General features: G+C 45.3%; 7 protein-coding genes. 6 read left to right on the forward strand and 1 reads right to left on the reverse strand.

All coding sequences use genetic code 11. From position 1 onward, the window contains the following. Positions 1 to 8: 8 nt before the first annotated feature. The 4 genes from QZW82_RS26190 to QZW82_RS26205 all read left to right on the forward strand — a co-directional run bounded on the left by QZW82_RS26190 (position 9) and on the right by QZW82_RS26205 (position 8,145). Positions 9 to 2,798: an adenylate/guanylate cyclase domain-containing protein gene (locus QZW82_RS26190; RefSeq protein WP_293366797.1), complete on the forward strand. Its 2,790-nt coding sequence runs from the start codon at positions 9 to 11 to the stop codon at positions 2,796 to 2,798. A 293-nt stretch (positions 2,799 to 3,091) separates the two neighbouring features. Beyond that, positions 3,092 to 3,244 carry a hypothetical protein gene (locus QZW82_RS26195; protein ID WP_293155159.1) on the forward strand — a complete coding sequence of 51 codons (153 nt, stop codon included), beginning with the start codon at positions 3,092 to 3,094 and terminating at the stop codon, positions 3,242 to 3,244. A 70-nt stretch (positions 3,245 to 3,314) separates the two neighbouring features. After that, positions 3,315 to 7,019, forward strand: a complete 3,705-nt coding sequence (locus QZW82_RS26200) for a PAS domain S-box protein (RefSeq protein ID WP_293155162.1) — start codon at positions 3,315 to 3,317, stop codon at positions 7,017 to 7,019. 4 nt (positions 7,020 to 7,023) lie between these two features. Next, entirely contained in the window at positions 7,024 to 8,145 is a 1,122-nt protein-coding gene (locus QZW82_RS26205) for an ATP-binding protein (RefSeq protein WP_293155165.1), read from the forward strand. 480 nt (positions 8,146 to 8,625) lie between these two features. On the opposite strand, the gene QZW82_RS26210 is transcribed toward QZW82_RS26205, so the two are convergent. Continuing rightward, complete coding sequence (locus tag QZW82_RS26210; protein WP_293155168.1) at positions 8,626 to 9,813, reverse strand: FAD-binding oxidoreductase; 1,188 nt, start codon at positions 9,811 to 9,813, stop codon at positions 8,626 to 8,628. A 281-nt stretch (positions 9,814 to 10,094) separates the two neighbouring features. Between QZW82_RS26210 and QZW82_RS26215 the strand changes: the two genes are divergently transcribed. Then, entirely contained in the window at positions 10,095 to 10,373 is a 279-nt protein-coding gene (locus QZW82_RS26215; protein WP_293155171.1) for a hypothetical protein, read from the forward strand. A gap of 48 nt (positions 10,374 to 10,421) precedes the next feature. After that, positions 10,422 to 10,958, forward strand: a complete 537-nt coding sequence (locus QZW82_RS26220; protein ID WP_293155175.1) for a DUF2231 domain-containing protein — start codon at positions 10,422 to 10,424, stop codon at positions 10,956 to 10,958. Positions 10,959 to 11,401 lie beyond the last annotated feature (443 nt).

Genomic DNA, 11,401 nt, shown 5'->3' on the forward strand with positions numbered 1-11,401 from the left:
AATCCAACATGACAACCCTGTTAAACAAATTGTTGGTTCCCCACCACTTGGAGTACCTAGCACTGGATCAAGACTTTCTTATCGCAGAGACATCTCTCAATGTGCAGCGGTTTGCCGACTGTCCCGAGGAAGTAGTGACCGGAAACGATGTCCGCATTCCCTTTCCCGAATTGCTGGGAACTGAAGAAATTTTAATCGATATTTTGGAAGGGCGGTTGCCAAATTTTGAATTAAAAGCGATGACGCGAGTATTAGAAAATGGCTCGCGGCTTTATTTTGATATGTATATCGTCGAGTTCAGCAATGATGATAGCGAGCAAAGATTAATTGTATTTTTTGAAGACGTAACCGACAGGATGGGTTTGGAACAAACTCTAGTCCAAGCTACCAATGAAATGAATATTTTATTGAGTACCTTAGCCGCTACTAATAATTATGTTGAAAAAATTATTACTTCCATGGCAGAAGTTTTGTTGGTGACAACGGCCTCGGGAAAAATCAAAAAAGTCAATCAAGCGGCTCAAGATTTGTTCGGTTATAGCGAATCGCAATTAGTAGGTCAGCCAATAGACAGTCTTGCTGCTGAGGGCGAATCTTTGCAAGCAGTCAGCCAAGAGTCGCCTCAACAATCTCAAACTAACACTGAAATAATTTGCACGGCAAAAACAGGAGAAAAGCTCACGGTTTCCTTTTCCTGTACGGCGATTCCAAGTGACATGAAAAGTGTTTCGGCAACTTCTGTGGCCCTCCAGGATTTTGTGTATATTGGTCGCGACATGACATACAGACAGCGAGCTCGCAAGCGAAAAGCAGCTCAGTACGTGACCACTCACATCCTCTCTACATCCGAAACAATCAAAAAAGCTTTAGAAGCGATTCTCCCCGCAATTTGCGAAAGTTTGGGGTGGCATACTGCCGAACTTTGGATGCCGCCGGAAGCTGGGGAAAAACTGCTGTTAGGAAGTAAGAGAATAACTGCGATTTCCGACCCCAATTTGCTGCGGTGTGTCACCAGTTGGACAAAACCCTCAGTTTCTATACCCAAATTTGCCGAATCTGCCGAACAAATGATTTGTGGATTCGGGGAAGGATTGTCAGGTCTCATTTGGGCCAGCGGTTCGTCTCAGTGGATTGCGGATGTAACAGAAAGCGAAATTTTCATTCGCAGAGAAATTGCCGCAGAAGAAGGACTGCACGGAGCTTTTGGCTTCCCAATTTTGGGGGACTACGAGCAGGAAAATTCTGAAAGGTCTGTGTTGGGGGTGATGACTTTTTTTAGCTGCGAAGTGCAGTGTTTTGATGAAGAATTGCTCCAGACAATGGCAACAATCGGCAGCCAACTGGGTCAATTTATTAAGCGCAAGCAAGCGGAAATAGCTTTGCGGGAAAGCGAAGAACAATTACGAGACTTATTTGAAAATGCTACTGACTTAATTCAAAGTATTGGAGCAGACGGTCATTTTTTGTATGTAAATCGGGCTTGGCGGGAAACTCTGGGCTACAGCGAAGCAGAAATTGCTCAAATGACTGTTTTTGATATCATTCATCCCAACAGTTCGCCAGAGTCTATGGAGATATTATATCAAGCTATTACTAAAAAAAGTGTCTATGAAAATACTTTTTATCCCCACTCTATTCAAATAATATTTATTACTAAGGAACACGAACAAATTTTGCTAGAAGGTAGCATAAACTGTAAGTTTTTGGAAGGTTCTTTAGTAGCGATTCGCGCTATTTTGCGAGACATTACTGCTCGCAAGATGGCGGAAGATGCTCTAGCAAAATCTGCGTCCTTGCTGCAAGCAACTTTTGATTCTACTGCGGACGGTATTTTAGCTATTGACAGGAGCGGAAAAATAGTTACGTTCAATCGCGAATTTGTGGAAATGTGGGGCGTACCTAGCGACGTGATGGCGCTGCGAGACGACGCAACAACGATCGCCTTTGTGCAGAACCAACTCAAAGACCCGCAAGCATTCCAAGAGAGAATAGAATCGCTTTACGACCAGCCAGAAGCCGAAAGTTTTGATTTGTTGGAATTTCAGGACGGCCGATTTTTTGAACGCTATTCGGAACCGCAGCGGCTGGGAGATAAAATTATCGGTAGAGTCTGGAGTTACCACGACATTACGGAACGCAAGCACGCAGAAGATGCCCTGCGGGAAGAACAAGAAAAATCGGAAAAGCTGCTGTTAAATATCTTGCCAAACCCCATAGCAGAACGGCTCAAACAAAACGAAACTACTATTGCCGAATACTTTCCGGAAGTGACTGTTTTGTTTGCAGATATTGTGGGGTTTACAGCTTTGTCTTCTGTCATGAACCCGATCGACCTCGTGGAGCTCCTGAATAAGATTTTCTCAGGATTCGACCTGTTGTGCGAGCAGCACGGCCTAGAGAAAATCAAGACCATCGGCGACGCATACATGGCTGTAGGAGGGCTGCCCTACCCTCGGGCAGACCATGCAGAGGCGATCGCCCAAATGGCCCTAGATATGCAAAGAGAGATAGCTCGGTTTAACGGTCTGAATAAGAAATATTTTAGCATCCGCATCGGCATCCACAGCGGCCCGGTTGTTGCCGGAGTGATTGGCATCAAAAAGTTTATTTACGATTTGTGGGGCGATACGGTAAATATCGCTTCCCGCATGGAATCTCATGGTTTGCCTTGGCGGATTCAAGTCAGTGAAACTACTTATGACTTATTGAAAGACAAATATTTGCTGGAAGGGCGCGGAACTATTGAAGTTAAAGGTAAAGGGGCTATGAAAACTTATCTGCTTGTTGGTAAAAAATAAGTTGACAGTTGGCAGTTGACAGTTGACAGTTGACAGTTGACAGTTGGCAGTTTGTAGTTGAGAGTTGACTTCTGGCAAAAGTCGGGAACAGGGAACAGGGAATGGGGAAACGGGGGAACGGGGAAACGGGAAAACGGGGAACAAAAATTAATGCAAACAACATCGCAAAAATACTTTCGCAAGAGGTCTAGTGGACAGTTGGCAGTTGGCAGTGGACAGTTGAGAGTTGAGAGTTGAGAGTTGAAAGTTGGCAATAGTCAGTAGTCAGTTGGCATAGTGCGAACTCATATAGCTTGCGAACAGCAGTCATCAGGGAAGCATCTCAGTTTTGTATTTATCGTGCTAGCGTCCTCGCTCGCATATTGTACAATACGCCAGTTCCCGACAGCACTCAAAGAAAAAATGCTTTTGACAAAAATGAGATGCTTCCAGTCATCAGTCAGTAGTTATCAGTCATCAGGCTGATGGCTAAAAGTGTTGCTAAAGTTAGTTAGGAATACTTTTTGGCTAATACTTGTGGAACTTCCTAATTTGTCGGTAAATTTACGATCGCCTTTAGAATTTGTCGATCGCCATCCTGTGACAGTTTCGCCCTCAACTTCCATCGGAGATGCGATCGCCCTAATGCGTCTGGCGATGGATGCTTGTCCGCTACCGAATTCACCTGTGCACTCAAACGAAACGGTAAAAGCATCAATTAGTTGCATCTTAGTGGTCGAGGAAAATCAGCTAGTCGGATTGCTAAGGTTGGCAGATCTGCTGAACTTAGCCACCGCCTACGGATGGCAAGAAATGAAAGTTTCCGGCGCCATGACGCGGAATTTAATTGTCTTAAAAGAATCAGATTTTACAGATATTTTTACCGCATTTAAGCTATTTTGTCAATACTCGATCGATTGTTTGCCAATTGTAGATGAACGGGGTCAGCCAGTAGGTTTAGTCACCGCAGAAAGAATTCACCCAGAAATTTACAGCCTCGTCAAAATGTTGCAGCAAGAAGTTGTCAAACTTCAGCAAAAACAGTGTGAACTCTTAGAAAGTAAGTCAGAAATCGAAAAACAAGTCAGCGATCGCCAAAACGCCGAAAATGCCCTGCGGGAGAGCGAGGCGCGCTACCGGGCGATTGTGCAACACCAAAGCGAACTGATTTGCCACTACCTCCCCGACGGCAAATTCACATTTGTCAATCAAGCTTACTGTCGCTATTTCGGCGTGCAACCAGAAGACTTGCTCGGTAACAGTTTTATGCCACTGATCCCAGAAGTAGACCGAGAATTTTTTCAAGAACAATATGCTTCTTTGTCTCCGGAAAAGCCTGTGTTTACTTGCGAACACCGAGTAATTTTGCCGAGCGGGGAAATTCGTTGGCAGCAGTGGAGCGATCGGGCTATATTCGACAAAAATGGAGAAATTGTGGAGTATCAAGCTGCCGGTCGGGATGTCACCGATCGCAAACAAGCAGAAATCGCTTTGCAGCAACTCAATGCAGAGTTAGAAATGCGAGTCCAGCAGCGCACTAAATTTTACGAACTGGCAGTATCGGCGGGCAAAGTGGGGGTTTGGGACTGGAATTTGGAAACCGACGAAATCTACGTCGATCCGTCTTTAAAAGCTTTGTTGGGCTATCAAGACGCAGAGATTCCCAACTGCATGGAACATTGGGTATCTCTGGTTCACCCGGACGATCGAGTTGCAGTTGGGGCAGCAGTAAATGCTTATCTAGAGGGTGTGACAGAAATTTTTGAAGTCGAACACCGGATGCTGCACAAAGACGGTAGCAACTGCTGGATGCTTGCCCGCGGGACTGCTGTTCGATCGCCCGACGGCAAAGCCTACAGACTGATCGGGACTGACACCGACATTACCGATCGCAAATTGACCGCAGAAAAACTGCAAAACTCCGAAGCTGAACTGCTGGCGCTGTTTAATGGCATAACGGATATCGTCCTAGTTTTAGACGCCAGCGGCCGCTACCTCAAAGTCGCCCCCACGGCTCCCCAATTGCTGTACAAACCGGCTAATGAAGTGCTGGGCAAAACCCTGGCGGAAATCTTCCCAGAAGCCGAAGCTAATTTTGTCCTGGGCCACATTCGCCAAACATTGGCATCTGGGCAAACCCACAGAATTGAATACAGCATGGAAATTGAGGGCAAGTTAATCTGGTTTGATGGCAGTATTTCGCCGCTGGGAGTCGATCGGGTGATGTGGGTAGCGCGAGACATTACTGCTCGCAAACAGGCAGAAGCCGCACTGCAAAAGAGTGAGGAAAAGTTTCGCAATTTGTTTGACGATGCTCCAATTGCGATCGGTTTGGCAAGCGTGCACGATTACCGCGCGATCGAGGTGAATGAAGCTTACCGCCAGATGTTGGGCTACAGCGATGAGGATTGGGCGGTAATGAGTTTCGCTGATGTCACCCACCAGGAAGATTTACCAGCAGATGTCGAGCAAGTCAAGCAGTTGGTCGAGGGCAATATTCCTCGCTTTCAAATGGAAAAACGCCTGATTAAGAAAAATGGCGAGCTGATGTGGGCAAACATGACGGTGACGCTGATTCGGGATGGCGAGGGCCTGCCTCTCTACAGCATGGCTGCGATCGAAGATATCAGTTACCGCAAGCGGGCAGAAATGGAATTGCAGCAGTTAAAAGAACGCCTGCAATTTTTACTTGCTTCTAATCCTGCGGTAATTTTTACTGCCGCTGCGGCGGGAAAGTTTTGTATTACTTACATCAGCGACAACGTTCAGGAAATCGTTGGCTACGATCCGCAAGAAGTGTTAGCAGATTCTAACTTTTGGTCGGACAGGATTCACGCTGAAGATCTGCCACAATTTATACTAAATTTTTCTGCTTTGTCTGAGGGTAAAAATTGCATTTACGAGTACCGCTTTCTGCATAAAGATGGAATGTACCGCTGGCTGCGGACAGAACTGAAACTATTGGTTGACAGCAAGGGCATTCCGATCGAAATTATTGGTTACGCCGCCGATATCAGCAATTCTAAATGCGCTGAAATAGGTTGGCGGCAGCAGTTCGAGCAAGAACGGCTGGTGGAGGCGATCGCCCGTCGCGTCCGCCAATCTTTGCAATTAGAGGAAATTCTCAACACCACGGTTGCCGAACTCCAGCAAGTCTTGTTAGCCGATCGAGTTTTGGTATATCAAATTTTACCGGAAATTGGCGGCCGAGTCATTGCTGAAGCGGTGGTAGAAGGATGCAGTCGGCTGATAGATAGATTTTTTGCCGCAGAGGTTTTTCCGGCCGAATGTTATCAGCTTTATTTGCAAGGACGAATTTGTGCAATTTCCGAGCTAGATGACCCCTCCATTACACCTTGTATGATGGAATTTCTGCAACAAATTGAAGTTAGGGCTAAGTTAGCAGTCCCAATTATTCAGCACAGCCAACTTTGGGGATTGCTAATCGCGCACCAGTGCGATGGGCCCCGGGAGTGGCAAGAATGGGAAATGAATTTATTTCAGCAGTTGGTGAATCAATTGGCGATCGCCATTCAGCAATCTCTACTTTACCAGCAACTGCAAGCTGAACTGAGCGATCGCTTCCAAGCCGAGGCAAATTTAAAAAACTCCCTCAAAGAGAAAGAGATTTTGCTCAAAGAGATTCACCACCGCGTTAAAAACAACCTCTGCGTAGTTGCCAGCCTGTTAGAATTGCAATCTAACACGGTTGCCGACCCCCAAATAGCCAAAATGTTTGAAGAAAGTCAGAACCGCCTGTACTCTATGGCTCTGATTCACGAGAAACTGTACCGCTCGACTAACCTGGCACAAATTAATTTTGGCGAATATCTAGAAGATTTGGTCAGTAACTTGTTTCAGTCTTACAATATAAGTGACAACCGCATTCAGTTGCAGGTATTAGCTGAACAAATCTCCCTAAACATTGAGACTGCTACTCCCTGCGGCTTAATTGCTAATGAATTGGTTTCAAATACCCTGAAACACGCTTTTCCTCACGATGCGAGCGGTACAGTTAGTGTACAATGCTATCAGACTGGCGATCGGGAAATCCACCTCTTCGTTAAGGATAACGGCATTGGCTTTCCTGAAAACATAGATTTTAGGAAAACTAACTCGATGGGCTTTCAAGTTGTCTGTACTTTAACCGAGCAGTTAGAAGGAACCATCGAAATGTCAAGAGAAATCGGCACAGCCTTTCACTTAGTATTTAACGAGTTAATTTACTCGCAAAGGTTCTAAAATCATGAGTTTTCCAGAGCAAACAATTAATAATATTAATATTTTAATTGTAGAAGACGAGCTATTGATCGCTAAAAACTTATCTCAAAAATTAGAAAAATTTGGATATAAAATCGCCGATATTGTTTCTTCAGGAGCCGATGCCATCCATCGCGCAGGCGAACTCAAACCAGATTTAATTTTAATGGATATAGTAATCAAAGGCGAGATTGACGGCATAGTAACAGCAGCAATAATTCATCAACAATTAGATATCCCCATTATCTATACAACTGCTTATGCCGACGACGAAACTTTGCAGCGAGCAGAAAATACTGGTTCTTATGGCTACCTCCTCAAACCGTTTAAAGAAAGAGAAATGCACGCTACCATCAAGATAGCGCTGAGCAAACATCAAGAAGCCGTTGAAATGCAAAAACTCATGGCACTAGCAGCAGCGAAAAGCGAAAATAGAACGCGATTTGTTTCAATGGCATACCACGATTTAAACACTCCTTTGACTACCATACAGCTCTCGGCTGAAATGCTGGAAGATAGCGATCTGAAAATATCGCCAGGAACAAAAAATAAAAATGTCAATCGCATTAAAAAAGCCGTCAGCAATATGAGTGAATTGCTGGACGATATTTTAATGCTCAGCAAAGCAGAAGCAGGCAAACTTTCATTGAATTTAAATCAACTAAATGTGACAGAGTTCTGCACATCTATTTTTGAAGAACTGCAACCGATCGTCACCGATAAACACCTTGTAACTTTTCTCGCCCAAACAGAGCCACTCCACGCCAATCTTGACGCAAAACTGCTGCACCAATTGCTGACTAATTTGCTTTCAAACGCTATAAAATATTCTCCCAATGGCGGTAATATTAGTTTAGAATTAAGCTGCGAAAACCAGCAAATAATATTTTGCGTTCGAGATGAGGGAATTGGGATGACAGCGGGATATGAAGAAAAACTCTTTCAGCAGTTTGAACGAGGTGCGAATGTAGGCAAGATTAAAGGTTCGGGTTTGGGACTCTGCATTGTCAAACACATAGTTGACCTGCACGGCGGTACAATAAGTGTGGAAAGTGCGATCGGTAAAGGTACTACATTTATTGTGGCGCTGCCTTTTTTGAGTCATTAATCATTGGGCATTGGCCAAACAGGGCATTGGCCAAACAGGGCATTGGCCAAACAGGGCATTGGCCAAACAGGGCATTGGCCAAACAGGGCATTGGTCAGAGTGCGCGCTTACCTAAATGATTCATCAAGATTTGTAGGGGTAGTGCCCCTGTGCCTACCCCCTATCCATCGGGGCAACCCAGGGTATTTTATTCTCATAAACAAAATTAGGTATGTAGTTGCGCTTCAGCGCTCTTTCCTAAGATTCGGAAAGAGCGCTGAAGCGCAACAACGTACCTTTGAGCGATACTTTTGGTAGTTTTATATCTCCTATCCTGACAATTACAAGAATTATGAAAATGATGCGAGGATTGCTATAGATGTATTTTTGTCTGAGGGAATCCGTAAGGGCGGGTTCGCCAATTATCTATAATTCCAACTAACAATATACATAAACCCGCCCTCCCCACTAATAGTTAAAATTAGTCATTTTTCAGCAAATCTATGCGGAGATAGAATCACGCGCGAGCGAAGCTATCTCGAAAGGAATCGCCCCATCTTTTTCTCCCGCCGCCCAATTAGCAAATCGCTCAGCCAAAGCAGGTACAATTGCCAACGGATTGCTCAAACCAGAAAAAACGTTCAATCCGGGGCGATCGCGAATTTCCCCCACTACGGGCAACCTATCAGCGCTAAATGCCACAATACAATCATGCCAAGTTGCCGGTAAATCTGCCGCATCTGGCAAAACCTTGGCGATACCTGCACGAATTGCCGTTTCGCTGGTTTCGCGATCGACTTTCGCGTTCAAATCGCTTAAAGTGCGAGACAATTGGCCGATCCGCAAACTCCCGTCATTAAATTGAATTGCACCGACATCTAAAATCGGCGGTACTAACTCTTTACCCGGTTCGTCCCAAAGAAAATCCACCTCAATTTTACTCGATTGTGCTTCCAATTCAAAACGTTTTAATAGCGCGGGCATCACCAAAGTCCTGAGTTTCAAGTCCACAGGTGCCGTCTCCAAAATCTCAGCACGACTAAAATAAACTCCCACAGAAATACCAGCCGCTTTTAGCAAACTACGACTCCAACCTCCAGCACAAATCACCGCATTTTCGCAGGCATAACTTTCGCCTACCGTCTTGACACCGGAAATCCGATTTCCTTCTGCTATTAAACCAGTTACTTCCGCAATTTCTCTGATTCCTCCCAACCGCAAAAACCCTTGACAATAAGCTTGATTTGTGGCATTCGGCGAAATGTGACCGTGACGGACAGTTAGAGCTCCGGCGATCGCACTTTTGTTCAGCAAAGGTTCCAACTCCCCAGCTTCTGCAACGCTCACAAGCTGGGGAGGAATCGCAAAGTGTGCGTAATTAGCCGCGACTTTTTCCGGATCGGTACCCGCATCAATTGTCAGCAACAAATCCAACTCGCGAAACTCAGTATCAGCATCTAATTCCGCAGATAAATTGCGGTGACGTTCGATACCTTCTGCACATAATTGCCGAGTTAAGTCAGTCGTACCCGACCAATAAGCCAAACCGCCGTAACTAAAACGAGTAGCATTTTGCATGGTAGCATCTCGTTCTAAAAGCAGCACAGCAAAACCTTTTTTTGCGAGTTCGTAACTCAGTGCTGCACCAGTAATCCCGCCGCCGACAACAATCCAGTCGTAATTTTTCATGGTAATTCAAAAGGAGAAAAGATCGTGCTTCGATTTTAACTTAGAAAAGTTCGGCGGTTGAAACCGCTACTACATAAACAAAGTCCGCCTCCGCGGACTAACAAATAAAGAATGCTTTTCCAAAAGCCTTCAGCCTTGAACCATGCCTCTACCTACAGAAAGAGCTGAGGTGCGATCGCCATAAGTGAAACTTCCACCCCTTGGGAGATGCTCGCAACCGGAAATTTTTCGTTCAATAGTAGTAATTACAAGCAGAAAATTAGAAATACCAGAGAGGTTTTATGAGTATCGACAAACCGGGCAAAGATATGCGCCGCACTGTCAATCCGGGCGATCGCATTTCCGAAGAACCGCAAAGCATCGAAGAAAAAGCTCAGCAATTAGCAGTTGACCGCGTGCCAGACATCACGGGAGATACAGTTACAGTTCCCACTTATTTCATCGTAGACGAACCGGATGGGGAAAAGAAAGCTTTGCACCACGTCAAAGACGCTGAGGAAATTTCTGACGTAATTCGGCAGGCCCGCGTTGACGAAAATGGCGATCGCATTTGGGATTGAGTTCAATCCAATAAAAACCGGTTTGTACAAAATTTATCGGTAGAAATCATGGAAACAAATCAAAGAAATAGTACGCCCTTTCCGAATGTTCCGCCGATTCTAGAAAGTGACGACAGAGAGTATCGCGATGCGGGCATTACCAGTACAGTTTCAGTTGCAGGTCATCCCCTTCACCCCGTAATCGTCACCTTTCCGGTAGCCTTTTTAGTCGGGGCCGCGGGCACGGATATCGGTTATTGGCTTACCAGCGATCCGTTTTGGGCGAGAGCTTCGGTTTGGCTGATTGGTGCAGGTTTTGCTGCGGGGATTTTGGCCGCAATCACGGGCTTTTTAGATTTTGCAAGAATTAAAAGAGTGCGCGATCGCAGTGCCGGCTGGTTGCACATGGGCGGGAATGTGGCGGCTATGGTACTTTCCCTGATTAACCTGGTGTTGCGACAAGGAAATCCGGCTGAGCCGATCGTTTTTACAGGTTTAGCTTTGTCGATCGTCGTTGCAAGTTTGCTGGGCGTTACAGGCTGGTTCGGCGGCGAACTAAGTTTTCGCCATAAAGTCGGCGTCATTGGCCCTAGCAGTCAAAATTAGTAGGTTTGCGATCGTTTGTAGTAAGGACTTCAGTTCGTCTTGATGCGTGGAGAATGCAGGACTAAAGTCCTCACTACGAACCTTTGTTTTTTCGTTTGTAGTAAGGACTTCAGTCCGTATTGATGCGTGGAGAATGAAGGACTAAAGTCCTCACTACGAACCTTTGTTTTTTCGTTTGTAGTAAGGACTTCAGTCCGTCTTGATGCGTGGAGAATGAAGGACTAAAGTCCTCACTACGAACCTTTGTTTTTTCGTTTGTAGTAAGGACTTCAGTCCGTCTTGATGCGTGGAGAATGCAGGACTAAAGTCCTCACTACGAACCTTTGTTTTTTCGTTTGTAGTAAGGACTTCAGTCCGTCTTGATCGTGGAGAATGAAGGACTAAAGTCCTCACTACGAACCTTTGTTTTTTCGTTTGTAGTAAGGACTTCAGTCCGTCTTGAT

It is taken from the genome of Microcoleus sp. bin48.metabat.b7b8b9.023 (assembly GCF_013299185.1).
Taxonomy (GTDB): domain Bacteria; phylum Cyanobacteriota; class Cyanobacteriia; order Cyanobacteriales; family Microcoleaceae; genus Microcoleus.

Bases quoted from the DNA above. Each gene is read 5' to 3' on its own strand.
- QZW82_RS26210 (WP_293155168.1), bottom strand. From the start codon at position 9,813: ATGAAAAATTACGACTGGATTGTTGTCGGCGGCGGGATTACTGGTGCA.
- QZW82_RS26205 (WP_293155165.1), top strand. From the start codon at position 7,024: ATGAGTTTTCCAGAGCAAACAATTAATAATATTAATATTTTAATTGTA.
- QZW82_RS26220 (WP_293155175.1), top strand. From the start codon at position 10,422: ATGGAAACAAATCAAAGAAATAGTACGCCCTTTCCGAATGTTCCGCCG.
- QZW82_RS26190 (WP_293366797.1), top strand. From the start codon at position 9: ATGACAACCCTGTTAAACAAATTGTTGGTTCCCCACCACTTGGAGTAC.
- QZW82_RS26215 (WP_293155171.1), top strand. From the start codon at position 10,095: ATGAGTATCGACAAACCGGGCAAAGATATGCGCCGCACTGTCAATCCG.